We start from the raw sequence: 24,595 nt of genomic DNA, 5'->3' as shown, positions 1-24,595 counted from the left end.
ATGGACGTCGCGTAGGGTTGGCCCTTACCAGCGCAATGTGGGCAAAAGGTGACAGGTTATTTAGTCAAACCTAACGCATTTCAGTGGGCGCGGCGGCCCCGATCAACGTCAGGCCGGACGTCAAAACGTCCGAAACAGCCTGCACCAGCCCTAGTCTGGCATGCGTCAATTGTCGGTCGTTAACCTTAACAAAACGTAAGTCCGGATTATCCGTGCCACGGTTCCAGTGCCCGTGGAAGCTGGAAGCCAGATCATAGAGGTAAAATGCCAGCCGATGCGGCTCGAGCGCAAGGGCGGCGGACTCGATCAGCCGCGGGTATTCGGCAAGCTTGCGGATCAGGCCGATCTCGCCCTCGTCGGTCAGCAATGCCGCGGCCGACGCCAAGCTGTTGCGGTCGAAATTGGCTTCGCCCAGTTGCTCGCTCGCCTGCCGGAACACCGAATGACAGCGCGCCGAGGCGTACTGGACATAGAACACCGGATTGTCCTTGGACTGCTCGGTCACCTTGGCGAAATCGAAATCCAGCGGCGCATCGTTCTTGCGATAGAGCATCATGAAGCGGATCGCGTCGCGGCCCACCTCCTCCACCACTTCGCGCAGCGTCACGAAATCGCCAGACCGCTTCGACATGCGCACCGGTTCGCCCTCGCGAAACAGCTTGACCAGATTGCAAAGCAGCACGGTGAGCTTGACCTCTTCGCCGGCAATCGCCCGCGCCAGGGCTTCCAGCCGCTTGACGTAGCCGCCATGGTCGGCGCCGAGCACGTAGATCAGGTCGACGAAGCCGCGATCGACCTTGTCCTTGAGATAGGCAACGTCGGCGGCGAAATAGGTGAATGAGCCGTCCGACTTGACCAGCGCCCGGTCCATGTCGTCGCCGACCGCGGTCGAGCGGAACAGCGTCTGCTCGCGGTCCTCCCAATCGTCGGGTTTCTCGCCCTTGGGCGGCGGCAGCTTGCCCTTGTAGATATGGCCCTTCAGCGTCAGATCGTTGATCGCGGAGCGGATCTTCCTGGCATTGTCGGCGTGCAGCGTGCGCTCGGAGAAGAACACGTCGTGATGCACGTTGAGCATCGCCAGGTCCTCGCGGATCATCGCCATCATCGCATCGATGGTGCGATCCTTGACGATGGCGAGCGCCTCGTCATCGGGCATCTGCAGCAGCGAGCGGCCGAATTCCGCGACCAGCGCCTGGCCGACTGGCACCAGGTAATCGCCCGGATAAAGCCCGGCCGGAATCTCGCCGATGTCGTCACCCAGCGCTTCGCGGTAACGCAGGAATGCGGAACGGCCGAGCACGTCGATCTGCGAGCCGGCGTCGTTGATGACGTATTCCTTGGTCACGTCGTAACCGGCGAAGGCCATCAGATTGGCAAGTGCGTCGCCGACGACAGCACCCCGGCAATGGCCGACATGCATCGGTCCGGTCGGATTGGCCGAGACATATTCGACATTGGTCTTCCTGCCGCCGCCAACCGTCGAGCGGCCATAGTTGCGGCCCTCGCCGAGCAGTGCGGTCAGATGTGTCTGCCAGAAGCCGTCCTTCAGCCTGAGATTGACGAAACCGGGGCCGGCCACCTCTGTTGCCGCGACATCCTTGTCGTCGCGCAGAGCCTGCGCCAGTCTTTCGGCCAGCGCGCGCGGGTTCTGGCCGGTCGGCTTGGCCAGCACCATCGCCGCATTGGTCGCCAGGTCGCCATGGCTGGCGTCGCGCGGCGGCTCAACGGCAATGCGCGACAGGTCAGGCGAAATGCCGTCTTTGTCTTTCAGATCAAGCGCTTCGACGGCTTTTATGATTCGCGCGGTGAAATCGGCGAAGATGTTCATTTGTGTGACTCTGGGGTCTGGCTCTGGCGGCTTTGCAGCGAATCCGGCTCGTTGGCCGGCAAAATCGAGCCCGCCCTAGCCCAATTCAGGCGTATGGTCAAACAAACGCCGGTGTTCCTTGAGCGCGTAGGTGTCGGTCATACCCGCCAGGAAGTCGGCGACGCTGCGCGCCTTGATGCGATCATCGGCCCGATCCAGCCCCTCGCGCCAGCCATCCGGCATGGCGCGCGGATCGGCGAAATAGGCGTCGAACAGATCCTTGACGATCTGCTCGGCATCCGCGCGCACCCGCATAACCTCCGCGTGCCGGTAGAGGTGCTTGTACAGAAAGGCCTTCAGTTCCTTCTCCAGGGCAGCCATTTCGGCCGAGAAAACCACCATCGTCTCGCCAGCTGCCCTCACTGCATCGGCGCTCGGCGGCCTGATGCGATCGAGATTGGCGGTCGTCGACCTGATCACGTCCTCGACCATGGCCGTTATCTGCCGCCGCATCAGTTCGTGGCCGGTGCGCACGGCATCGAGGGAGGGATAGCGTTCGCGCACGCCTTTCAGGATCGTTCCGGGCAGCGAAACCGTCTCCAGCATGTCCAGCGTCAAGAGCCCTGCCCTCAACCCGTCGTCGATGTCATGCGTGTTGTAGGCGATATCGTCGGCGATCGCCGCGCATTGCGCCTCGATGCCGGCGAACCGGTCGAGTTCGAGATCGTGCAGTTGCGAATAATCACGGATCGCCTGTGGCACCGGCCCTTTCAGACCCTTGCCGTTGGCATCCGTCAGCGGCCCATTGTGCTTGACCAGGCCTTCCAGCGTTTCCCAGGTCAGGTTGAGCCCGTCGAATTCGGCGTAGCGCGCCTCCAGCCTTGTCACGATGCGTAGCGATTGGGCGTTGTGGTCGAAGCCGCCCCAGGCGGCCATCTTCTCGTTGAGCGCGTCCTCGCCGGTGTGGCCGAAGGGCGTGTGGCCGAAATCATGCACCAGCGCCACCGCCTCGGCCAGATCCTCGTCGCCGCGCAGCGCCCGTGCCAGGGCGCGCGCTATCTGCGCCACTTCGATCGAATGGGTCAGCCGGGTGCGATAGTGGTCGCCTTCATGGGCGATGAAGACCTGCGTCTTGTGCTTCAGCCGCCGGAAGGCCGTCGAATGGATGATGCGGTCACGGTCACGCTGGAATGGCGTGCGGGTCGGGCTCTCCACCTCGTCGAACAGCCGTCCGCGCGAGTTTGCCGGATCGCAGGCATAGGCGGCGCGTGGCCGATAGCCGAATCCGATGTCGCCCAACTCACTGGTCATGGCTGATGCTGCCGCGTTTGACTTAGCCAGGTTGACTTGGCCCCTCGCGCTTCATACCTATCATGTGAAACCGAAAGCAAGGTGACGCCCATGGGCGCTGATGCCAAGACTGCCATGAAAGTCGATATGACCGAGGCCGCCGCCAAGCGGATCGCCAGGATTGTCTCGAACGAAGCCGGCAAGACGGCGCTGCGCGTTTCGGTCGAAGGCGGCGGCTGCTCGGGCTTCTCCTACAAGTTCGATCTGGTCGATACGCGCAACGACGACGACGTCGCCATCGAGAAGGACGGCGCCACCGTGCTGATCGACGATTTGTCGCTGGTCTATATGGGCGGCTCTGTGATCGATTTCGTCGACGATCTGATGGGCCAGTCGTTCCAGATCCGCAATCCGAACGCCGTCGCCTCCTGCGGCTGCGGCACGAGTTTCTCCATATAGAATGCCTGCCATCGGTGCGGTCCGTCAGATCGCGCTGTCGGCTGGCCGTGATCTCGACGTGACGCTGGCTTTCTGGCGCGACGTGCTTGGCATGGCCGTCCATGCACGCTTCGATCCGCCGGGCATCGCCTTCATCATGGCCGGAGAAATCAGGCTGCTGTTCACCGACGGCGTACCGGCCGGAACCGTCTATCTCGACATATCAGGCCTTGATCAGTTCCATGCCTCGGCTGCTGCCGCCGGCGTGCCTTTCACCGCGCCGCCAACGCTTGTCCATCGCGACACGGACGGCCAGTTCGGTCCAGCGGGGGAAAGCGAATGGATGGCCTTCCTAAAGGACCCGGCTGGCAATACGATCGGCCTCGTCGAACGCCATCCGCCGCAAGAGCCCAACTGAACAGCATCGAGACCGCCATGAAAATCGTCACCTGGAACATCAACGGTGTCCGCGCCCGCATCGGCAACCTGACCCATTGGCTGACCGAGAGCGCACCCGACATCGTCTGCCTGCAGGAGATCAAGACGGTCGACGAGCAGTTCCCGCGCGCCGAGATCGAGGCGCTTGGCTACAATGTCGAAACTCACGGCCAAAAGGGTTTCAACGGCGTCGCGCTGTTGTCGAAGCTGCGCTTCGACGAGGTGATCAGGGGCCTGCCCGGCGACGATGCCGATGAACAGGCGCGTTTCATCGAAGGCGTGTTCTCAACCGACAAGGGCGCCTTGCGTGTCGCCTCGCTCTATCTGCCGAACGGCAATCCGATCGATGACGAGAAGAAGTTTCCTTACAAGCTGTCCTGGATGGCGCGGCTTGAGCGCTGGGCCGAAGAACGGCTGAGACTTGAGGAGGCTCTGGTGCTCGCCGGCGACTACAACGTCATTCCCGAGCCGATCGACGCACGGTTTCCGGAGAACTGGCTGGGCGACGCCCTGTTCCAGCCGCAGACGCGACAGGCCTTCCGTCGGCTGCTCAATCTTGGTTTCACCGAGGCGGTGCGCGCGGTCACCGACGCGCGCGACACCTATACGTTCTGGGACTATCAGGCCGGCGCCTGGCAGAAGAACAACGGCATCCGTATCGACCACCTGCTTTTGTCGCCGGAAGCCGCCAACCGATTCTCATCGGCCTCTATCGAAAAGCATGTGCGCGCTTGGGAAAAACCGTCCGACCATGTCCCGGTGGCGATCGATCTCGCGCTTCAGCCGGCTTGAGAGAACCTCGCCGGGCCCGTCTGCGCTGAACCCTCATATCGCCACATTTCGCGCCGTTCATTGCAGACCAGCATGGCGGCTGGGGTTCCATGAGCACACGATTTCATCTTTGTCCCATTGGCCTGGCATTTGCCATGGCCGTTCCTGGTACGGCATTTGCCGACCAGGAATGCTTGGCCAATGGAAAATCCTACCAGATCGGTCAGGTCGCCTGCCTGACGGTGGCCGAGCAGAGCCATCTGGCCCGCTGCGATATGGTGCTCAACAACACCTCGTGGACGAAGATCGGGGATAGCTGCCCGGAAAACACGCTGGCGCCACACCCCCATGTCACGCCGATCTCGACGCCGGCGCCCAGCATGGTGCCGACGGAGCCGATCGCGAACTGAGCCAATCTCCCGCTTCGTGGGGGAGATCGGCAGTTCAGCCGCCAGCAAAACTACTGGTCCGCGTTGTTGCCCTTGGTGAGGATATCATCGGCCAGCGAGATGGCGGTGCGACGGTCGGCCTCGCCGGCGGTGGCAAATGCCTCTTCCTGCATGCCGCGGATCCAGGGCTGGTCAGCCGGCGAAGCGCGTTCGAGCGCTGCCGTCATCATCGCCAGGCCGCGAACGATCTTGCCGCTCTGGAACAACAGATGGCCCAGCGTCGCCTGGGCGCCGGCATGGCCTTTCTCGGCGGCGAGTTGGAACCAGCGCCCGGCCTGCTTGACACTGGCCTTCACCCCGCCCTCGCCCTTCAGGAACATCTGCCCCATCTCGAACTGTGCGTTCGGGTTACGGTAGTTGGCAGCCGCGCGCATGTAGTATTCCTGGGCCGCCACCTCGTTCTCGGTGACCGGGCTGCCGGGAATGCCCGTGCGCAAATAGTCGCCAAGCGCCACCAGCGCATCGGAGACATAGCTTTCCTCAGGCGAGCCGGGCTCGACATCCTGGTCGACGATCTCGGAGAAGAACTTGAACGCCTCATAGTCGTCGCGCGCCACGCCGTCGCCCTCGGCATACATGCGGGCAAGCTTCCAGGTGGCGCCGATCTGGCCGTTTTCGGCGGCGTATTTGTAGGCCTCGGCAGCCTGCTCCTTGTGGCCATTCTTGTAGGCGGAGAAGCCGAACTGGAAGACCGCCCAGGGGCTCGATTGCGGCTTCACCCCGGTCTTGTCGTCGAACACCTTGTCGTCGAAGGCCATGGCCTGGCCGACGGCGCCAAAGGTCGCGCCAAACGTGGCGGCCACGACCAGTGCCGAAAAGACAGATGACCTCAACAACTCAGATGTCCGCATAACAGTGTGTTTCTTTCGCACCGCCAGGATGGGTCACCGCGCCATCGCGCGCCGGCCCTACCGTCTGTGCATATTTCCATATCGCGCCCGACTGATAATCGGTCGCGCGCGCCTTCCATGTCTTTGCCCTCGCCGCCAGTTCGCTATCGGACAACGCCACATCGATCGTGCCGTTCACCGCGTCGATCGAGATCACGTCACCATCCCTGAGCAGTCCGATCGGGCCACCCACGGCTGCTTCGGGGCCGACATGGCCGATGCAGAAACCGCGCGTCGCGCCCGAGAAGCGCCCGTCGGTGATCAGCGCCACCTTGCCGCCCATGCCCTGGCCGTAAAGTGCTGCCGTCGTCGACAGCATTTCGCGCATGCCGGGGCCGCCGCGCGGTCCTTCGTAGCGAATGACGAGAACCTCGCCTTCCCTGTAGTTACGATGCGTCACCGCCTCGAAACATTCCTCTTCCGAATCGAAGCAGCGGGCCGGACCGGAGAATTTCAACTCCGCCATGCCGGCGACCTTCACGATCGCGCCTTCGGGGGCCAGGTTTCCCTTCAAGCCCACGACACCGCCGGTTTGGGTAATGGGTCTGTTGGCCGGGCGGACCACATCCTGATGCTCATTCCAGACAACGTGCTGCATGTTTTCGGCCAAAGTGCGGCCAGTCACCGTCATGCAATCGCCATGCAGATAGCCGTGGTCGAGCAGGGTCTTCATCAGCAGCGGAATGCCGCCGGCCTCGAACATGTCCTTGGCGACATATTTGCCGCCCGGCTTGAGGTCGGCGATGTAAGGCGTCTTCTCGAAGATCTTGGCCACGTCGAACAGGTCGAACTTGATGCCGGCCTCGTGCGCGATCGCCGGCAGATGCAGTGCCGCGTTGGTCGAACCGCCGGTAGCCGAGACCACGGTCGCCGCATTCTCCAGCGCCTTCAGCGTGACGATGTCGCGCGGCCGGATATTTCTGGCGATCAGCTCCATGATCTTTTCGCCCGAGGCGAAATTGAACCGGTCGCGCATTTCATAGGGTGCCGGCGCGCCGCAGGAATAGGGCAGCGCCAGGCCGATCGCCTCGGCGACGGTCGCCATGGTGTTGGCGGTGAACTGGGCGCCGCAGGAACCGGCCGAGGGACACGCGACCTGCTCGATCTCAAGCAGTTCGTCATCGCTGATCGCGCCGACCGAGTGCTGGCCGACCGCCTCGAAAACATCCTGCACGGTGATCTGGCGGCCGCGATAGCTGCCGGGCAGGATCGAACCGCCATAGATGAAGATCGACGGCACGTTGAGCCGCACCATGGCCATCATCATGCCGGGCAGCGACTTGTCGCAGCCGGCGAGCCCAACCAGCGCGTCGTAGCAATGGCCGCGCATGGTGAGCTCGACCGAATCGGCGATGACCTCGCGCGACACCAACGACGACTTCATGCCCTGGTGACCCATGGCGATGCCATCGGTGACGGTGATGGTGCAGAATTCGCGCGGCGTGCCGCTGGCGGCCGCGACGCCCTTCTTGACCACCTGCGCCTGGCGCATCAGCGAAATGTTGCAGGGCGCCGCCTCGTTCCAGCAGGAGGCGACCCCGACCAGCGGCTGCGCAATCTCGGCCGCCGACAAACCCATGGCATAGAGATAGGAACGATGCGGCGCACGCGCCGGACCGACGGTCACATAGCGGCTAGGGAGCTTAGCCTTGGAGATGACTTTGGCGTCCATACTCTTCCTTGCCCCATCTTCCCTGCAAATGGGGCGGAGCGGCCTGCCCCCTCGCCGAGCCTTTTGGCGCGTGTCCCGAGACAAGATCGAGGTGCGCCGGGTTTATGGCGGGAAATGGGCAATTTCCTCAGCCCGGCTTCCAGCGCAGGGGTTGTTCAGAAAGTGTTGCCAAAACGCCACAATAGCAGGAGGGCGGCAACAGCGCGGCTTATGTGCACGCGGCCTATATGAATGGCGCACGGGCAAGAGCCGCCCAAATGAAAAAGGCCGGGTATTGCCCGGCCTTTTTGTAAAATTCTCAACAGGTTAGAACTTGATCTTGATACCGCCGGAAAATGCCGTGACCAGATCGTTGCCAAAATCGTAGGTGGCGTCGTCACCAATAATTTTTCCGTTCTCGCCAATCACTATGCCGGAATGACCACTGGTGAGCACACCGACTGCACCGGCCAGGCGAACCTCAATGTTGGGCTTCGGCGTATAAGCGACGCCGCCACCCAGCGTCCAGGTGTCGGTCTGCGCGCCGAAGCCATGCGAGGTGCCGCGATCCCAAGTCAACTGACCGGCTCCACTCCACTGATCGTTGAACTTGTGGCCGATACCACCTGATACGGTCCAGCCATCACGATACATCAGGTCAAGGGAGGTTGCCTCTGCCGGGCCGTTGGTGAAGCAAAGTGAGGACGGAGCCCCCACCGGGCAGATAGGAACGCTCTGCAGCAAACTCCAGTTCACCCACTTGATCGAACCGAAGGCAAGCCAGCCGGGAGCGATACCCGACTGCAACTTCAGCTCCACGGAATCAGGCATGTACTGTGTTGATCCGTAAATATCGGTAACGCCTCTGCCAATACTGGTGAGGTCGAGCGCACCCGAGATATTGTCGAGCTTGACTTTCGAATTGTAGACAAGGCTCGCGCGCAACGCGATGTCGGGGATTTCATAAGCGACGCCTGCGCGCCAACCCCAGCCACTGGCCTCGAGATCGACACGGCCTGTCAATGCTGGGAGGACGTTTACCAAGCTTTCTTTGAATCCCGAGATGTCTTGGTAAAACAGCCCGCCGATAAAACGAAGTTGGCCCTTGCCCGCATCAAATTTATAAGAGCATGTACCAGCGTAGTTGTTGCTCTTGATATCGGTTTCCGTATTGGAAAGCGCACCATTCCACATGCCAGGTGCGGTATGCGCGCCCCAGGGCTGCGAATAATCGACCATACAATCCACGCCTTGCACGACCTGGACCTTCATTCCCACGCGCGGAACCCAATAGCCCTCGGCTCCGTCGGCCGAGGTGCCCAAGCCGAGATCGGCTCCGCCTGGACCGCGCGCATTCTCGTACTTGCGGTCCGGCATCACATAGGTCGCTTCCGCTTCGGTCGCGAACGGAGCCGGATCGAACAGCAGATCGATATCGTAGCCGCCACGCTCCAGGCCGCCGGCATGTGCCGGATTCATCGCCGTCCCGATCAAAGCCAGCGAAAAGCAGCCCGCCCCCAGCAGCGCCTTCAGTCGCAGAATAGTCATGAAATGTCCTCCCCGAATTCGAGTGCACCAAGCTAGAACCAATTCAGGTTAACGGTGCAACAACGAATTCGCGGGCGTACATGTACACACTGGCCAGCCGCATTTTCGAGGAAATGCAACCGGGTGCGGCAAGGCCGAAAAATGGTCTGTGAAGGCTGAGCGGCTCTCAAAAAACAGAGAGAACCATCCAAAAGGCTCGAAAACAGGCCTTTTTTGGGGTCCGGGAGTCCCATTGTTACATTATGGCAACAATGGGGCTAAAACTTCCGTTTACGTCAATATTAACGCAACGGAATGCTGATTTTCCAGGCGGAAAACCAGCATTTTAGAGGGGTCTAAAGTCTCGCGAATCTACCCTCAGCCGGCGTCGCGAACCCTGGCCAGCGCGATCGACAGCTTGTCCTGTGCATCGCGGTATTCGGCGAGCTTTTCACGCTCGGCATCGACGATCTCGGCCGGCGCGCTGGCCACGAACCTCTCGTTCGACAGTTTCTTGTGCAGGCGCGCGATCTCCTCGGTCACCTTGGCCAGTTCCTTCTGCAACCGTGCAGCCTCGGCGGCGAGGTCGATCAGGCTGCCAAGCGGCAGGCAGATCGTCGCCTCGTTGAGCACGATCTGCGCCGAACCCTTGGGCGCGATATCGGCAAGCGAGATGTCGCCGACCCGCGCCAGCCGCTTGATCGCCGACTCCTCGCGAACGAGGCGCTCGCGTGTCACATCGTTGGCGCCGACCACGACGAGCGGTGCGATGGCTGCCGGCGGCACGTTCATCTCCGAACGCACGGAGCGGATGCCGGAGACGAGGTCGACCAGCCAATTGATGTCGGCTGCAGCCTCGGCGTCTTCGAAGTCCGGTGACGGCCACGTGGCATGGCACAGCAGCGAGGGGCGTTGCTTGCCTTCGCCAGCGGTCTGCGCCCACAGTTCCTCGGTCATGAACGGCATCATCGGATGCAGCAGCTTGTAGATCTCGTCGAGCACGAAGGCGACGCAGGCTCGGCTTTCGGCTTTGGCCGCCTCGTCGGTTCCCATGAACACCGGCTTCAGCAGTTCCAGGTACCAGTCGCAGAACAGGTTCCAGACGAAGCGGTAGGCGGCGCCCGCCGCCTCGTTGAAGCGGTATGAGGTGATGCCGTCGGTGATCTCGCGCGCCGCCCGCGTCAGCTCGGTGAGGATCCAGCGGTTGACCGCCAGCTTGGCGTCGTTCAGCCAGAAATCGTCATTGCGCGCGACCTCGTTCATCTCGGCAAAACGCGTCGCGTTCCACAGCTTGGTGCCGAAATTGCGATAGCCGGCGATGCGCGCCGGATCGAGCTTCACGTCGCGGCCTTGTGCCGCCATCACCGTCAGGGTGAAGCGCAGCGCGTCGGCGCCGTATTCGTCGATCAGGTCGAGCGGATCGATGACGTTGCCTTTCGACTTCGACATCTTGGCGCCGTTCTTGTCGCGCACCAACGCATGGACATAGACGGTGTGGAACGGCTCCTCGTCCATGAAGTGCAGGCCCATCATCATCATGCGGGCGACCCAAAAGAAGATGATATCGAAGCCGGTCACCAGCACGTCGGTCTGGTAGTAGGTCTTCAGCTCGGGAGTCTCATCAGGCCAACCCAGCGTCGAGAACGGCCACAGCGCCGACGAGAACCAGGTGTCCAGCACGTCCTCGTCGCGGGTCAGGATCTCGCCCGGCTTGAAGTTCTCCAGCTTGTCCTCGACCCAGGCCTTCCACGGTCCTTCCAGCGCCAGATAGAATTCGATCGCGGCGCTCAGCGCCTCTTCCTCGGTCTTCTCGACGAAGACGCGCCCATCCGGCCCGTACCAGGCCGGAATCTGGTGGCCCCACCAGAGCTGGCGCGAGATGCACCAGGGCTGGATGTTCTCCATCCAGTCGAAATAGGTCTTTTCCCAGTTCTTCGGCACGAAGTTCGTGCGACCTTCGCGCACTGAAGCGATTGCCGGTTTGGCCAGCTCCGCCGCATTGGCATACCATTGCTCGGTCAGGAACGGCTCGATCGGCACGCCTCCGCGATCGCCATGCGGCACCGCATGGCGATGCGGCTCGACCTTTTCGAGGAAGCCGCCCTCTTCCATCAGCTCGACGATCTTCTTACGCGCGACGAAGCGATCGAGGCCGTCGAGTTCGTCCCAGACCGCCTGGCGCTCCGGCGTCACCTCGAGGCCGGCAAGGAAATCCTCATTGTCCCTGAGACTTACCGCCGCCTCCGTGGTCAGGATATTGATCGCCGGCAGCTTGTGGCGCTTGCCGACCTCGAAATCGTTGAAGTCGTGCGCCGGCGTGATCTTGACCGCGCCCGAACCTTTTTCCGGATCGGAATACTCATCCGCCACCACGGGAATCCTGCGGCCGACGATCGGCAGGACGATGTTCTTGCCGACCAGATGCCGGAAGCGCTCGTCGTCGGGATGCACCGCGACGGCCGTATCGCCCAGCATCGTCTCCGGGCGCGTCGTCGCCACGGTGATGAAGGTTTTCGGGTTTTCCGGGTCGAAGACCTTGCCTTCGACGGGGTAGCGGAAGTGCCAGAGATTGCCATTGACCTCCTGCTGCTCGACCTCGAGATCGGAGATCGCGGTGAGCAGCTTGGGGTCCCAGTTCACAAGACGCTTGTCCTTGTAGATCAGCCCTTCCTTGTAGAGCGTGACGAACACTTCGAGCACCGCCTTGGACAGGCCTTCGTCCATGGTGAAGCGTTCGCGTGACCAGTCGGCCGAGGCGCCGAGCCGCTTCAGCTGGTTGAAGATGGCACCGCCGGATTCGGCCTTCCACTCCCACACTTTCTCGATGAACTGTTCGCGGGTCAGGTCGCGGCGATGGATCTGCTTTTCCATCAGCTGCCGCTCGACCACCATCTGCGTGGCAATGCCGGCATGGTCCATGCCCGGCTGCCACAGGACGTTCTTGCCGCGCATGCGCTCGAAGCGCACCAATATATCCTGCAGCGTGTTGTTGAGCGCGTGTCCCATATGCAGCGAGCCGGTGACGTTCGGCGGCGGGATGACGATGGTGAAGGCCTCCGCCCCCTCCTCGGCCCCGGCACCGGCGCGAAACGCGTCGGCCTCTTCCCAGACTTTGGCGATCTTCGGCTCGACGGTTTTGGCGTCGTAGGTCTTTTCAAGCATGGGAAAATGGTCCGCGCTGTCGGGAGTTTGCTGGTCCGGTGTAAATCGGAAGGTTTTGGCCAAGTCAACCGCAAGGGCTGTCTCGGACCCTCACAACCAGATAGGCGCGGCCTCAGTCATTTCAACGGAACGCGATCCGTCGTCCTGCCGACAACGACTTCGCCAAAAGAAACGGCGCCACGAAGGCGCCGTTTCCTCTGGGCAATCGGCATGGGGAACTACTGCGCCCCGCGCGCCACGCGCTCGATCTCCTCGCGCACCAGCCTTTCGACCAGTGTCGGCAGATTGTTGTCGAGCCAATCCTGCAGCATCGGCCGCAGCATCTCTTCGGCCATCTCGTCGAATGTCTTCTTGCTGCGGCTGGCAAACGCGTCGGAAAGCTCGCCAAAGGCAGCCGCGACCTGACGGCCGGTGTGCTCGGAAACGATCGCCGGACGCGGCGCGTCGCTGGCCGCCACCGGCCGCACCACGCTTGCATCCGGACGAGACGGCTCGGTAGCCGGTTTCGCGGCCGGTTCATCCCCTGGAGCCTCCACGGACGGCTGGGCAGCCGTCTTGCGTGCCTCGCTCCGGTCCGACACCGCCCTGGCCTGCTCGCCAACCGCGGCGATCTCGCGACGCCAATCGGCGATGGAAGCGTCGGCGACAGGACGCGATATTGGCGCTTCAGCCGTGATTGGCTCCGCTGCAACGCGGGCGCTGACCTCGGCGAGTGTCATCGATGGCCTTGCCGGGCTGGGATCGGGGCGCACCGGCGTTTCCATGCGCGCCACCACCGGCTCGGCCGGCGGCAGCTGTGACTGGACTTCCGCCAGCGTGACAGGCTTCCTGCCCTCGGGGGCGGCATGCAGGTCGGCACGAAAAGCTTCCACGTCGGGGGCTGCATAGGCGCTCGACGCGCGCTCCAGATCCTGGCTCAGCTCATCGGCGTCGCCCGGCTGCTTGCGGCCGCCGTCGCTGTCCTCGATGATCCGCCTGATGGAAGCCAGTATCTCTTCCATGGAAGGTTCGCGCTGTGCGCTGCTTGCCGTTGCCATCGTCACATCCGCCGCCCTTGTGACCCCTGTTGGGTTTTCCGCTCCGGCAGAGCCGGATCGAATCATGGCCACAGCGTAACCGACGGATCGCCGCACGAGAATCCCCAATCTGGGGACTTGTGGGATTTCAACAGATTAGCGCCATCTGAACCCGAGAGCCGCAGCGCGAAAGATCCTGCTCAAGCAGGGAACACGGCCAGTTCAGGCCGAACGCCTCAGCGGCCGTCCGGCGTGCGCAGTCCGTACCACTTGTCCTTGACCGCGTTGTAGTGCTCTTCAGGCTTGTATTTCGCTACCTGCAAGCCAAGGCGGTCGACGGACAGACGGCCGGTCGCCTGCAGGATGGCGTAGCTCGCCACCACCACATCGTGTTCGTAACCGGCCTGGTTGATCTGGGCGGTGATGACCGTCGCCTGCGCATTGAGGACGTCGAGCGTGGTGCGCTGGCCGACATTGCGCTCTTCGATGACACCGTTCAGTGCCAGCTTCGCGGCTTCGATCACTTGCCTGTTGGCCGTCAGCTGCTGCTGCGCGGCGGTGTACTCGGTCCAAGCGGCGGTTACGGCCTGGCGCACCTGGTCGCGGCTGACGTCGACCTGGATGCGGGCCTGGCTGAGTGATTCCTTGTTCTGGCGCACGATCGCCGAGGTGCGGCCACCTGAATAGATCGGGATGGTCAGCGTTGCCCCGACACTGGCCGAATTGGTCGTGCCATCCTGCGAACCGACGCCTGGCAAAGGCGAGGTATTGCGATAGGCGCTCGAAACGCCGGCGGAAGCCGACAGCTGCGGCAACAGCGCGCCTTCGGCCGACTTCACCGAAAACGCGGCGGCGTCGACCAGATGCTGCGTGGCAAGGATGGCCGGATGCTCGTTCGAGGCCACCCCGACGGCGGCGGCGAGGCTCGACGGCAACAGCTTTGCCACCGGCGAAGCGCCCTTGAGCTTGCCCGGCTCGTCGCCGACGATCTGGCGATAGAGCGCCGCACTTGCCAGCGCCTGCGCCCGGGCAGCACTCAGCGATGCCACGGCGGCGGCGCGTGAGGCGTCGGCCTGGGCGACATCGGTGCGTGTGCCTTCACCAACTTCGAAACGCGAACGCGCCGCGCGCGCCGTCTCGGTCAGGAACTGCAGGTTCTGCTCGGTCAGCACGGCGACCTGCCGGTCGCGAATGACGTTCATATACGCTTGCGCCGCGCTGAACAGGATGCCCTCTTCAGTGTTGCGCAGGCTTTCGACCGAGGCCCGGACCTGCGCTTCGGCGGCAGCAACATTGTTCCTGGTCTGAAAGCCGTCGAACAGCGTCTGGTCGATCTGAACGCCAAAATTGCCGGTGGTCAGCCGCACGCTTGAATTGGTGCCGTTGAGATGGCTGCTCGAATAATCGATATCCGCCGAGCCGGTGACAACCGGGCGGTAGCCCGACTTGGCGATGGCGACACCCTCATCGGTGACGCGAACGCCGGCACGGGCCGAATTCAGTGAAGAATTGTACTGGTAGGCCTTTGCAAGCGCGCCGGAGATGGTTTCGGCTGAAGCGGCCAGTGGGGACAGCATGGTCGCCGAAACGAGGACGGCGGTGAAAAGTGACTTGCGTAAAGACGGCACGGTTAAACCCTCATTCGTTTTCCATGGGAACCGCGCCGCGCCTGCTTCTCTCATAGATCAGCCGGCGCCGCGTGTTCGTGTTCCCTGCTGCTCACCCCCAAAGTGCCCCCAGTTTGGCATCAGCAGCGATCGTTCAAATGCAAGCGACCATGACAAAGCCTCTGCTGCAAGGCCAAATCATTCAGAATTCGAAAGCACGAATGCGTTCAAACCCCGGTAGTGGCTTAATTGCCGCATTAAATGCACGTCTTCCGGTTACAACCCCCCCGGCCTTGAAAAAGAGACGGGCCACGCCGGAATTGCCCTGCCCTTCGACGGCGACGAGTCGGCCGCCTTCGGCAAGCTGGTCGAGCAACGGGGCCGGCACTTCCGCGACACTGCCACCGATAAAGATAACATCATAAGGCGCCTTGGCGGCATGCCCCTGCGGCAACGCGCCCTGGACGACGGTCACATTGCCGCAGCCAAGCGACGAAAGCGTCGATCTGGCGGTTTCCGCCAGCGCCGAATCGTTTTCGAGCGCCACTACGGACCCGGCCAGCCGCGACAGGATGGCCGAGGCGTAGCCTGTTCCGCAACCGACATCGAGCACCGAATCGGTCGGGTTGATCTCGGCCAGCTGGATAAGCTTGGCCAACGGCGACGCTTCCATCAGGTAGCGCGAACCGTCCGCGCCGGCTGCAATGCGGATGTCCTCGTCGATATAGGCGAGATCGCGCTGGTCGGCGCCGACAAACATCTCTCTTGGGACGACAAGCATTGCATCGAGCAGCGGCGCGCTGGTCACATCTGTGGTGCGGACCTGGCCGTCGACCATCTTGACGCGTAGTTCGGAGAAATCAGCGCTCATGTCCCAACCAGTCCGCTTGCCGCGCCAGAACCGCGGTCCATTGTGTCAGGAACTTCAGGCCCCTGCGCTGCCGCGCGGGGGCCCGGGCATTGGAGGCCTCGCCCGGAATCGAACCGGGGTGCAAGGATTTGCAGTCCTCTGCGTAACCACTCCGCCACGAGGCCTCATTGCTCCCGGCGTTCCACCCGGTTCCAATAGGTTGCGGCGAAAATGCCGTCAAGCGGCCACCTTGCATTCCGAACGGTTTCCTCGCGTCAGTCCGGACGGCGTCCGGCAAATCATCGGACCGCTTTATTAGCGGACAGTTAAGCATAGCCTGATGGGAGAAGAAACGCATCCCTGTCGCCGCATGACAGGGCAAGGCTTGCCTCGGCCGCGGCTGTTCTCAAGCAGATCCGTGAGGCACTGGAAGAGCACGCCGCCCACTGAAACACCACCTTGCGCTATCGGCGGTCAATCGGGCCGTCGACGCCGTTCCCACCAGACGACAAAGCGACGCCGGTGACGGCGGACCATGGCGAATTCATAGGACAGCACCAGCAATCCGAGCGGAACCATCCAGAAGCCGAGGATCGGCAGGAAACCGAGGATGCCACCGATGGTCAGCAGGATGCCGATCGTGATTCTGAGCCCGCGCGAGCGCGGCATTTTGAACTCGCGCCCGAAAACAGAGATTTTGCGCGCCGGCATCTGGTTGTCTTGTGCTGTCATCGTCTCGAAAGATTGACCCGTTTCGATCGTTCGCAAGCATGCTCAAACCAAAGCCGCCGCCGCGCTTTCGGTTCCATATCCCTGCCAAGACGGCTAATATGAGGGCATCCTTCGACGATTGCGAGAAAGGCCCATGCGAAAAAGCCTCGGAAAAATGTGAAAAGCTTCTTTGCAAAGCCGAAAAGGGCAGCTATAGGCTGCGCCACTCACATAAGAGCCTCCGTTCCCCGGTAGCTCAGTGGTAGAGCAACCGGCTGTTAACCGGTTGGTCGCTGGTTCGAATCCGGCCCGGGGAGCCAAATTCTTCAAAGCGTTGAGACGGTCAGGTCGCCCATAGGGGCTGATCTATGGCATGTCTGGAAAACCGCAGGCAGCCGCAGGTTGATCCTCAACTTGACCTGGCGCCGCTATGCAGCGCGCTTCGATCACGGCGATCTCTTCACGGCGATCTCATCAGGATTTCATCTCTTGTCACCGTTCGGGTTGGGTGCCGGTGCCTCTCGCACATCTCGTGGTGGCGGGTCGACATGTTCAAGCTCTGGCGGGGCTTCTTTGTCCCGACGTCGGACAGGTAGCTTCTCCGGTTCGGGCTTCGATGGTGGTTCTTTGATCTTGCTCGGCATAATCGAGTTAACCGCACTGCCGGTCCCTTGTTCCCGCAGCAAGCCGAAAACCTGAATGGGGGAACCGGGAGCGCCAAAAAGCGTTTTCTCGCATGCTCAAGAAGATCGCCCTTGCCGCCGTGCTGGTCCAGGTTGCCGCGGTTTCGGCTCTCATCACTCAGACGGTCCTCTTCGCGTCCACGGCCACACAGGCCGCCAACGCGCAGCCCGGCGACGTAGTCGCTGTCACTGCCGACAAGGAACCGGACAAGGCGGCGCAGCCTGCTGGTGCCGACCAATGCCCAACCCGGCTTGTGACGAGCAAGGTTTTCACGAGCAACGCAATTACGGCGCAACGATAGTTCGCCATCGATGCCGGCCATCCGTCGATCCCCCCAATTTAAGTCAGGGCAGTGTGCTTGAAAGCGCAATGATTCCTGTTACTTGCGGCATGGGGCGAGTGCGTTTGGGTTGGGCAAGAATTGGGTATGATTTCATCAAATATGGAATGCCTGCGCTGTCATGGCAGCGGCAGGGTTTTCGACTGCTCCAAATGGTATGCGTCAAACGGACACTGCTGCCCTCAGGGAACCCATCGGGGTGGCTGCCCCGGAAAAACGGGTGCCTGCACGGAATGCGACGGCCTGGGGACAATGGCGGAGCCTCCGCTGAGGGCCGTGGCATAATCTGCGATAGTGTCGCATGCCGCTGATGGCGACGCGGACGCGCCCGCCAAAAAACCGTACTAACGGCTCGAACAACAACCGCCCGCCAAAGGTGAGCTGGCAGGGCAGCTCACCTTGTAGCGATGCGGAAACGACGACCATGCAGCCGAACCATCCTGATGGCGCCGCCCCTTATCAAGGCTAAGCGGTTACCCCACCACGACCTGACCTTGTGCCGTCCATCCAAGGGAATTGGGCAAGCGGGTCCTGCAAGATTTTGACGGATCTTGCGAAGCCGGCGACGGCATCGCGCGCCACCGTCAGCGGAACCTGGCCGTCGTGAGCACGCTGGCAAGCTCGAAAGGCCGTTTCGAAAATCGGACCTCGCCGTTCCCTTGGCCACTCCTCAAAGAAGTCGAACGCATCGTCGAGGCACCCTATTTCTTGAACGAACTCGCCATTCTTGACCAGGACCGGTCGGTCGAACGTCCTGTAACTCATGTGATCCTCCATTCCGCACGTTGGTTGTTGCTGGCTTGGGTCATCATGCGATTGCATGCTCCGGCTCGGCCAACATGCCGCCGCCTCCACGCCCGGGCGGCACCGTTGCAAAGGCCGGGATTGGCGGCGGATCATCATCGTCATCCCGCCAGGGGCGCCGCATCCAACCGAGCCGGCTCTTCTTGCGGCGCCGGTCGAAAGACAGGCTGACGGTTCCCGACTCCTTTGAAACACGCGGTTCCCGCCCGGTTTCGTCCAGAAGGCGGAGTGCGCGAAGTATGTCGCTGACTTCCACGATGGCGCCGTTGTCCAATTGCCGCAACGCGGGATTGTCAGGAACCGCATGAACGTCGGAAGCCCAGAAAGCGAGCAAAGCCCGCTTTGCACCGATCGTCATCGTCTCCTCGTTCAGCACATCATCTGGCGTCCGCAATCCGGCGGATTCCGCGGCAAGATTTTTCGGTTCAGGTTGGTGAAAACTGTAAGTTTCGGTTCTCATCTCCATTCTCCGCGATCTGTGCCTCCCGGCCGAACCGGGAGGCGGACCGTAGATTTAGCTTCCAGTGATCAGGCGACCTCGCGTTGAGGCTCCGCATCCGAGTCGATCAACTGCTTCTTGCCGGGTTGCTCGAGCGAAACCGCTTTGGCTTCGGACCCTATCTCAATGCGCCGAGGCTTGAGTTCCTCGGGCACTTCGCGGACCAGGTCCACTGACAGCAAGCCATTCTCGAGGTTGGCCGCCTTGACCTTTACGTGGTCGGCAAGTTTGAACACCTGCTTGAAGTTGCCCGTCGCCAAGCCGCGATGAAGGACCTCCCGATTTTCCTGGTCGGGTTTCCTTTGGCCGACGACAGACAATTCGGGGCCGTTCTGCATGAGTTCGACCTCATCGAGAGCGAAGCCGGCGATAGCCATCGTAATGCGATAGTCGTTCTCGCCGGTCTTCTCGATATTGTAGGGAGGCCAGTCGGAGCGTACGCTTTTTTCGAGCATATCGAAGAGACGGTCGAAGCCGACCGTTGTGCGGTAAAGAGGGGTATAATCAGAGCTTCTCATAGCCATATCCTCCGTGAAGCAACATGGATTACGAGGCTGTCGCAGCGTCGCTGCGACGCCAGTATGTCGAGCCGAAGCCTCGACGGAAAACGATCTGGTAATCGTGTTTTTTTCCTTCAAGAGGGGCGACAAAAATATTTTTGGCCGGCAGGCAGGTGCCCAAGGCGCTGCCTTGCGTGCTGGTGGCCACTGCGCGATGTTGACGCCAGGGGTGGATGCGAATCATGCGAAAAATTTTGATGTCCGGACTGCTGCTCGCGGCAGCCCTTTTCCGCGAACCCGGCCCACGCGCTGGACAGTAGCGGCACGCCTGTCGTCGTGACCCCTCTTGCGTCGCGCACGACGACCGCGTCCGGCCAACCGATCACGCTGCCGCAGAAGAACGTGCAGGTGCTGGTCTCGACCTACGACATCGCGCCGGGCGCGACCTTGCCGGTCCACAGGCACCCTTTCCCGCGCTATGCCTATGTCCAGGCCGGCACGCTGAAGGTCACCAATGTCAAGACCGGCGACAGCAACACCTACAAGGCCGGCGATTTCATCATCGAAATGATCGGCCAGTGGCATCGGGCCACCAATATCGGTGATATCGAGGTGAAGCTTCTGGTGATCGATCAGGTCGAGCAAGGCGCCAAGAACACGGAATTGCGCCAATAACCGCGAAGTCCGTGCCCGGCGCGAAAGTCTGTTCGCGCTTTCGCAGCAACCGGCGCGGTGGTAGGGCTGGCCGGGAAATCATGGAATGGATCGCCCCTTGACCAAAGCTCTCCGCCTGCCGCTGATCGAAATCTGTGTCGAAGGCATTGACGGCCTTCTCGCGGCGCAAGCCGCCGGCGCCGACCGGGTCGAACTGTGCGCCAGCCTCGTCGAAGGCGGGATTACGCCAAGCCTCGGCACGATCCGCGCCGCCATCGAGCAGGCAAACGTGCCGTTTCATGTCATGGTGCGGCCGCGCGGCGGCGATTTTCTCTACAGTGAGACCGAATATGCCTCGATGCTGGCAGATGTCTCGGCACTGCGCGAACTCGGCGTGCCCGGCGTGGTGTTTGGCTGCCTGAACGCCGATGGCACCATGGACGAGGCGCGCATGAGCGAACTGACGCAGGCCGCCGGCCCCTTGAACGTCACCTGCCATCGCGCCTTCGACATGACGCGCGAGCCGGCCGAGGCGCTCGAATCGCTGATCCGCAGCAAGGTCGGCCGCGTGCTGACCAGCGGCCAGCGTGACACTGCCATCGAAGGCTTGCCGCTGTTGGCGGATCTGGTGCGGCAGGCCGGCGACCGCATCGTCATCCTCGGCTGCGGCGGACTGGATTTGCACAACATTGCCGAAGTGCGCAGCAAAACCGGCCTGTCCGAAATGCATTTTGCCGCCCTCAAGGATGTGCCGAGTGCCATGGACTACCGCAATCCCCATGTCGGCATGGGTGGCTCCGATCTCGATCGCGAGTATCGCAACACGCTGACCGACACACCGCTGGTAGCGGCAACGATCGCGGCAGCCAAGGCATGACCTCGACCCCTCCCCCGATAGCCCGTGTATCGGGGCAAGACGAAGCGGCGATCCTGGCGCTCAACAACGAGCATGCCGCGGAACTGTCGTGGCTGGAGGCTGAGCGGCTGTCCTTCCTGCTTGGCGAAGCATTTTACACCAGGCGCATCGGCGATCTCGAAGCCTTCATCATGACCTTCGACCAGGACGCCCTCTACGACAGCCCGAATTTCCTGTGGTTCCGCGAACGCTATGAGCGCTTCGTCTATGTCGACCGGATCGTCGTGGCGGCGCACGCACGCGGCCGCGGCCACGCCCGCCGGCTCTATCAGGACCTGTTCGGCCATGTTGAGCGCGCCGGCCACACGCTGGTCACCTGCGAAGTCAACACCGCCCCGCCGAACCCCGCCTCGGACGCCTTTCACGCCGCGCTCGGCTTCGTCGAGGCCGGCGGCGCCGTCATCCATGGCGGCAAGAAAGCGGTGCGCTATTACGCCAGGCAGATCAGCGCCTGACAGACCAGGCAGATCCGCGCACGAAGACGAGGACTACTGGAACAGGGCTGTCGCACTCACCAGCGTCATCCAGAACCCCCAGACCAACGGGATGCCGACCAGCAGCCAGGCCAGCGTGAGTTTGATCGAATTCTCGTTGTCTTGCGCCATGGTCGGTCTCCTCAGAGCTGATCCCGAAAAGTGGACTCCGGTTTTCGGAAAAGATCATGCTCAAACAATAAGATAGAGCCCATCCCGATTCTATCGGGATGGAACTGACTCTAAGCCACCGCTGGTTCGGTCTTCATGTGGAAGCGCGCATTGACGGGCCGCATCATCAGGTTGAGCAGGAGGCCGACAACCAGCAGGCCGGCCATGATGTACATGGTGACCGTGTAGGCGTCGGCCTTCGCAACGCCGCTGTCGATCTGGTACTGCCGGATATAATTCACCAGCACCGGGCCAAGCACGCCCGCCACCGACCACGCGGTCAGCAATCGGCCGTGGATGGCGCCGACGTAACGCACGCCGAAGACGTCGCGCAGGTAAGCGGGAATGGTGGCGAAGCCGCCGCCATACATGCTGAGGATGATCCCGTAGAACAGCACGAACAGGAAAACGCTGCCGGTCTGGCCGGTCCACGGCACCGCCGCATAGAGGACGACGCCCAGCGCGAAGAAGATGGCATAAGTTGTCTTGCGGCCGATATAATCGCTGGTCGAGGCCCAGAAGAAGCGGCCGAGCATGTTGAAGATCGACAGCAGGCCGACGAAGCCGGCGGCAGCGGCAGGCGTGATGCGTCCCGGAAACATCTCCTGGCTCATCGCCGAGGCCTGGCCGAGCACGCCGATCCCTGCCGTCACATTAAGGCACAGCACGCCCCACAGCAGCCAGAACTGCGGCGTCTTCAACGCATCGTCGAGATGGACATTGGACGTCGTCACCATCGCATTCTGTGCCGCCGGCGGCGTCCATCCGGCAGGCCTCCAGCCCTCCGGCGGCACCCTGACGATAACGGCGCCGATCAGCATGAAGACGAAATAGACGATGCCCAGCACCAGGAAGGTTTCGGCGACGCCGATGTGCTCAGGCGTCGAAAACAGCTTCATCAGATAAACCGACAGCGGCGAGGCGATGAAGGCGCCGCCGCCGAAGCCCATGATCGCCATGCCGGTTGCCATGCCCGGCCGGTCCGGAAACCAGGTGATCAGCGTCTTGACCGGCGAGATATAGCCGAGGCCGAGACCGATGCCGCCCAGCACGCCGTAGCCGAGATAGATGATCCACAATTGGTGCAGATAGACGCCGAGCGCCGAGACAATGAAGCCGCCGCCGAAACAACAGGCAGAAGCGACCATGGCTTTGCGCGGACCGACGCGATCCAGCCAGCCGCCGCCGAACGCCGCCGCAATGCCCAGGAACAGGATCGCGATCGAGAAAATCCAGCCGAGGCCGGTCAATTTCCAGTCGTCGGGCGCCGAGTCGGTGATGCCGATCAGCTTAGACATCGGCAAGTTGAAAACGCTGAACGCATAGGCCTGGCCGATGCAAAGGTGGATGCAGAGCGCCGCCGGCGGCACCATCCACCTGCTGAAGCCAGGCTCGGCGACGGTGCGTGAGCGGTCGAGCCAGCCGCCCGCCCTTTCCCCGGTCGTATCCATTCCATCCTCCCAGATGCGTCTTCGAACCATCTTCTCAGATGTGTCCTGCGAACAAACTAGGCGGGTAAGCCGGCGAGGCAATAAGGAATGCCTGCCATAAGACCAATGTCTAATGAGACTGGCCCAGATCGGAAAGCAGGTCATTGCTTTCCCGAAAGTTAGATTAGAAACAATTAATGGATCGTCTGCTTACGAAGCACGATCCCTCCACCTGCACTCACGATCATCTGGCCGGGCACGACGGCATTCACCAGTTGCGGTTGAGCCATTCGCGCGCCGGGCGCTCTATGAGGTAGTAGCTGCAGGCCGCGCAAGCGAAGACCGCGGCCAGCATCGGTATCGGCGCGCTGCCTTGCTCATAGACGAATTTGTAGAACGGCTGCTGCCATAAATAGAGCGAGTACGACCACAGCCCCAGCGTCGCCATCGGCCAGGACGACAGCAATCCGGAAAAATACCGTGGGCTGAAATCGAGTGCGTTGACGGCCAGAGCCAGCAGCGGCACCGCGAAGAGATAGTGCATCGGCGTCGGCACCCGATCCAGGAACAGGACAACGGCACAGACCGTTGCCACCAGGGCCACATGCTTGCCTCTCAAAAACGCCGGCAGCCTGCCGTCGGCCTTGAGCAGGCAGATCGAAGCCGACAGGAGGATCGACGCGATGTGCACATCCGTGCGCCAATAAGTGGTTTCGTAGTCCATCCCCAAGACCCAGTACGAAACCGCGCCATTGGCCATGGCCAGCAAGGCCAGCGCCAGGAGCAGCACGACCACGCGAGAGCGACTTGAGACGATGACGCTGATCAGCGCCAGGATGATGTAGGCGTGCTCCTCGATGCAGAGCGACCAGATATGGTCGAGCGCCCCTGCCCGAGCCACGAGAATGCCGGCATAATTGTAGGTGAATGTCAGCGCCGTCAGCGCGGCCTTCCATTTGAAGGCGAGGAACGTGCCGGAGAGCGCGATCATCGCGACGACTACGAAGACCAGAAGAGCCGGATAGATGCGGGAGAAGCGGCGTTTGAAGAATTTTTTCAGCGGGTAGCGTTCGATGAACAGGATCTCGCCCATCAGCCGGCCGCTGAGCACGAAGAAGAATTCGACGCCCAGCACGCCAAGATTGATTCCCGGAACCGGAAAGAAATGGCCGATCAGAACCAGCGCGATCGAAAGCCCGCGCCAGCCGTCGAGATAGGCCAGTCTTGTTCTGGTTGATCTGTCGGCGGCGGATCGGGACGGAACGACATGCGTCGCGGAAATGTCGGTCATGCCGATCCTCTCGCAATAGGTATGCGAAGGGTACGACGGTACATTTCGAACCCAGCTCGCATTCCCGCCCAGTCCATATTGCAGTGCAATATGGATTTGTGCAAGTGCGAGATTGCTGCCGGATCAGGTCCGGCCTCCGGCTCGGCGGGGATTTGCTTCAAGCAGTGCGGCAGCGATTCCATCAGCAACTGAACGGATGCAGGCCGCCGCACGAGAAAAGGGGCCA

At 61.9% G+C, this 24,595-nt stretch carries 23 protein-coding genes, 2 tRNA genes and 1 pseudogene; 9 read left to right on the top strand and 17 right to left on the bottom strand.

Annotation, left to right across the window (positions count from 1 at the left end):
- Positions 1 to 70 precede the first annotated feature (70 nt).
- Together argS and MESCI_RS17585 are read right to left on the bottom strand one after the other, a co-directional pair.
- Positions 71 to 1,828, bottom strand: a complete 1,758-nt coding sequence (gene argS, locus MESCI_RS17590; protein ID WP_013531290.1) for an arginine--tRNA ligase — start codon at positions 1,826 to 1,828, stop codon at positions 71 to 73.
- Between the two features lie 75 nt (positions 1,829 to 1,903).
- A complete protein-coding gene (locus tag MESCI_RS17585; protein WP_013531289.1) occupies positions 1,904 to 3,118 on the bottom strand; it encodes a deoxyguanosinetriphosphate triphosphohydrolase in 1,215 nt (404 codons plus the stop codon).
- 90 nt (positions 3,119 to 3,208) lie between these two features.
- Here MESCI_RS17585 and erpA point away from each other — a divergent pair, with 90 nt between their 5' ends.
- The 4 genes from erpA (at position 3,209) to MESCI_RS17565 (ending at position 5,154) form a co-directional block, all read left to right on the top strand.
- Positions 3,209 to 3,556: an iron-sulfur cluster insertion protein ErpA gene (gene erpA / locus MESCI_RS17580; RefSeq protein ID WP_013531288.1), complete on the top strand. Its 348-nt coding sequence runs from the start codon at positions 3,209 to 3,211 to the stop codon at positions 3,554 to 3,556.
- Position 3,557: 1 nt separating this feature from the next.
- Positions 3,558 to 3,953 carry a VOC family protein gene (locus MESCI_RS17575; protein WP_013531287.1) on the top strand — a complete coding sequence of 132 codons (396 nt, stop codon included), beginning with the start codon at positions 3,558 to 3,560 and terminating at the stop codon, positions 3,951 to 3,953.
- A 17-nt stretch (positions 3,954 to 3,970) separates the two neighbouring features.
- Positions 3,971 to 4,765, top strand: a complete 795-nt coding sequence (gene xth / locus MESCI_RS17570) for an exodeoxyribonuclease III (RefSeq protein WP_013531286.1) — start codon at positions 3,971 to 3,973, stop codon at positions 4,763 to 4,765.
- Positions 4,766 to 4,899: 134 nt separating this feature from the next.
- Positions 4,900 to 5,154 carry a hypothetical protein gene (locus tag MESCI_RS17565; protein WP_244506831.1) on the top strand — a complete coding sequence of 85 codons (255 nt, stop codon included), beginning with the start codon at positions 4,900 to 4,902 and terminating at the stop codon, positions 5,152 to 5,154.
- 50 nt (positions 5,155 to 5,204) lie between these two features.
- Here the strand turns inward: MESCI_RS17565 and MESCI_RS17560 are convergent, their stop codons facing one another.
- The 9 genes from MESCI_RS17560 to MESCI_RS17520 form a co-directional block, all read right to left on the bottom strand.
- On the bottom strand, positions 5,205 to 6,044 hold the full coding sequence (locus MESCI_RS17560) for a tetratricopeptide repeat protein (RefSeq protein ID WP_013531284.1): 840 nt from the start codon (positions 6,042 to 6,044) through the stop codon (positions 5,205 to 5,207).
- Entirely contained in the window at positions 6,031 to 7,755 is a 1,725-nt protein-coding gene (gene ilvD, locus MESCI_RS17555; RefSeq protein WP_013531283.1) for a dihydroxy-acid dehydratase, read from the bottom strand. The genes MESCI_RS17560 and ilvD overlap by 14 nt, the downstream gene beginning before the upstream one ends.
- A gap of 306 nt (positions 7,756 to 8,061) precedes the next feature.
- Positions 8,062 to 9,282 carry an OmpP1/FadL family transporter gene (locus MESCI_RS17550; protein ID WP_013531282.1) on the bottom strand — a complete coding sequence of 407 codons (1,221 nt, stop codon included), beginning with the start codon at positions 9,280 to 9,282 and terminating at the stop codon, positions 8,062 to 8,064.
- 357 nt (positions 9,283 to 9,639) lie between these two features.
- Positions 9,640 to 12,423 carry a valine--tRNA ligase gene (locus MESCI_RS17545; RefSeq protein WP_013531281.1) on the bottom strand — a complete coding sequence of 928 codons (2,784 nt, stop codon included), beginning with the start codon at positions 12,421 to 12,423 and terminating at the stop codon, positions 9,640 to 9,642.
- Between the two features lie 218 nt (positions 12,424 to 12,641).
- Positions 12,642 to 13,460 carry a PopZ family protein gene (locus tag MESCI_RS17540; protein WP_013531280.1) on the bottom strand — a complete coding sequence of 273 codons (819 nt, stop codon included), beginning with the start codon at positions 13,458 to 13,460 and terminating at the stop codon, positions 12,642 to 12,644.
- 215 nt (positions 13,461 to 13,675) lie between these two features.
- Positions 13,676 to 15,067 (bottom strand): TolC family outer membrane protein, encoded by a 1,392-nt coding sequence (locus MESCI_RS17535; protein ID WP_013531279.1) that lies wholly within the window; start codon positions 15,065 to 15,067, stop codon positions 13,676 to 13,678.
- 181 nt (positions 15,068 to 15,248) lie between these two features.
- Positions 15,249 to 15,917 (bottom strand): protein-L-isoaspartate O-methyltransferase family protein, encoded by a 669-nt coding sequence (locus MESCI_RS17530; protein WP_013531278.1) that lies wholly within the window; start codon positions 15,915 to 15,917, stop codon positions 15,249 to 15,251.
- A gap of 90 nt (positions 15,918 to 16,007) precedes the next feature.
- Positions 16,008 to 16,081: transfer RNA gene (locus MESCI_RS17525), tRNA-Cys, on the bottom strand.
- A gap of 289 nt (positions 16,082 to 16,370) precedes the next feature.
- Positions 16,371 to 16,628 carry a hypothetical protein gene (locus MESCI_RS17520; protein WP_024503836.1) on the bottom strand — a complete coding sequence of 86 codons (258 nt, stop codon included), beginning with the start codon at positions 16,626 to 16,628 and terminating at the stop codon, positions 16,371 to 16,373.
- A gap of 224 nt (positions 16,629 to 16,852) precedes the next feature.
- On the opposite strand from MESCI_RS17520, the gene MESCI_RS17515 reads away from it, so the two are divergent.
- Together MESCI_RS17515 and MESCI_RS17510 are read left to right on the top strand one after the other, a co-directional pair.
- Positions 16,853 to 16,927, top strand: a tRNA-Asn gene (locus MESCI_RS17515).
- Positions 16,928 to 17,343: 416 nt separating this feature from the next.
- Positions 17,344 to 17,592 carry a hypothetical protein gene (locus MESCI_RS17510; RefSeq protein ID WP_013531276.1) on the top strand — a complete coding sequence of 83 codons (249 nt, stop codon included), beginning with the start codon at positions 17,344 to 17,346 and terminating at the stop codon, positions 17,590 to 17,592.
- A 504-nt stretch (positions 17,593 to 18,096) separates the two neighbouring features.
- Here the strand turns inward: MESCI_RS17510 and MESCI_RS17505 are convergent.
- From MESCI_RS17505 to MESCI_RS17495, 3 genes are all read right to left on the bottom strand, one after another.
- Positions 18,097 to 18,396, bottom strand: a complete 300-nt coding sequence (locus MESCI_RS17505; protein WP_013531275.1) for a DUF982 domain-containing protein — start codon at positions 18,394 to 18,396, stop codon at positions 18,097 to 18,099.
- 43 nt (positions 18,397 to 18,439) lie between these two features.
- Positions 18,440 to 18,901: a hypothetical protein gene (locus MESCI_RS17500; protein ID WP_245268543.1), complete on the bottom strand. Its 462-nt coding sequence runs from the start codon at positions 18,899 to 18,901 to the stop codon at positions 18,440 to 18,442.
- A 62-nt stretch (positions 18,902 to 18,963) separates the two neighbouring features.
- Positions 18,964 to 19,452, bottom strand: coding sequence for an Hsp20 family protein (locus tag MESCI_RS17495; RefSeq protein ID WP_013531273.1), 489 nt, complete (start codon positions 19,450 to 19,452; stop codon positions 18,964 to 18,966).
- Positions 19,453 to 19,676: 224 nt separating this feature from the next.
- Here MESCI_RS17495 and MESCI_RS17490 point away from each other — a divergent pair.
- The 3 genes and pseudogenes from MESCI_RS17490 (at position 19,677) to MESCI_RS17480 (ending at position 21,459) form a co-directional block, all read left to right on the top strand.
- Positions 19,677 to 20,109: pseudogene (locus MESCI_RS17490) on the top strand (cupin domain-containing protein).
- A gap of 97 nt (positions 20,110 to 20,206) precedes the next feature.
- Positions 20,207 to 20,965 carry a copper homeostasis protein CutC gene (locus MESCI_RS17485; protein ID WP_245268542.1) on the top strand — a complete coding sequence of 253 codons (759 nt, stop codon included), beginning with the start codon at positions 20,207 to 20,209 and terminating at the stop codon, positions 20,963 to 20,965.
- Positions 20,962 to 21,459, top strand: coding sequence for a GNAT family N-acetyltransferase (locus MESCI_RS17480; protein WP_013531271.1), 498 nt, complete (start codon positions 20,962 to 20,964; stop codon positions 21,457 to 21,459). Before MESCI_RS17485 ends, MESCI_RS17480 begins: the two co-directional genes overlap by 4 nt.
- Before the next feature lie 33 nt (positions 21,460 to 21,492).
- On the opposite strand, the gene MESCI_RS33270 is transcribed toward MESCI_RS17480, so the two are convergent.
- The 3 genes from MESCI_RS33270 to MESCI_RS17470 form a co-directional block, all read right to left on the bottom strand.
- The gene (locus tag MESCI_RS33270) at positions 21,493 to 21,609 is read right to left on the bottom strand and encodes an MFS transporter small subunit (protein WP_013531270.1); all 117 of its coding nucleotides are present in this window, start codon (positions 21,607 to 21,609) and stop codon (positions 21,493 to 21,495) included.
- Between the two features lie 110 nt (positions 21,610 to 21,719).
- Positions 21,720 to 23,099 carry an L-lactate MFS transporter gene (locus MESCI_RS17475; protein WP_013531269.1) on the bottom strand — a complete coding sequence of 460 codons (1,380 nt, stop codon included), beginning with the start codon at positions 23,097 to 23,099 and terminating at the stop codon, positions 21,720 to 21,722.
- A gap of 247 nt (positions 23,100 to 23,346) precedes the next feature.
- Complete coding sequence (locus tag MESCI_RS17470; RefSeq protein ID WP_013531268.1) at positions 23,347 to 24,369, bottom strand: acyltransferase family protein; 1,023 nt, start codon at positions 24,367 to 24,369, stop codon at positions 23,347 to 23,349.
- Positions 24,370 to 24,595 lie beyond the last annotated feature (226 nt).

The sequence above is a fragment of the Mesorhizobium ciceri biovar biserrulae WSM1271 genome, from assembly GCF_000185905.1.
GTDB classification, from domain to species: domain Bacteria; phylum Pseudomonadota; class Alphaproteobacteria; order Rhizobiales; family Rhizobiaceae; genus Mesorhizobium; species Mesorhizobium ciceri.
Note: the sequence above shows the minus strand (reverse complement) of the source record. Positions and strands in the feature narration are given on the sequence as shown.